Below are 410 nucleotides of genomic sequence, written 5' to 3' on the forward strand. Positions count from 1 at the left end.
CCCGCTGATCGTCGATATGGCGATCCACACCTTCGACCAGGCGCGCTTCATCACCGGAGCGGACGCGGTCTCCGTCTACTGCCATGAGTATAATATGCCGGGCTCCTGGTACAAGGGCAACGCCTCGGCGGTCTGCATCTTCGAGATGAGCGACGGCTCGGTGTTCACGTATCGGGGCTCGTGGAGCGCCGAGGGCTTCTCCACCTCCTGGGACGCCGACTGGCGCGTCATCGGCAGCAAGGGCAGCGCCCGCTGGGACGGACGTACCGACGCGAAGGCTGAGCTCGTGGATGAGGCGGGTCAGCCTGGCTTCACCTCATCGATGGTCTCGCATACGCTGACGCCGGACTGGCCGGGGCGGCTGGAGCATGATGGCTGTCTCGATGAGATGTTCGCGGCGCTGGAGGCCG

General features: G+C 65.6%; 1 protein-coding gene. It reads left to right on the forward strand.

The window, feature by feature from the left end; genetic code table 11:
- Positions 1-410 (forward strand): Gfo/Idh/MocA family protein (locus PA598K_RS38255; protein WP_260405628.1); only part of this gene is annotated, 410 nt, incomplete at both ends.

The organism is Paenibacillus sp. 598K, assembly GCF_003851045.1.
Taxonomy (GTDB): domain Bacteria; phylum Bacillota; class Bacilli; order Paenibacillales; family Paenibacillaceae; genus Paenibacillus_D.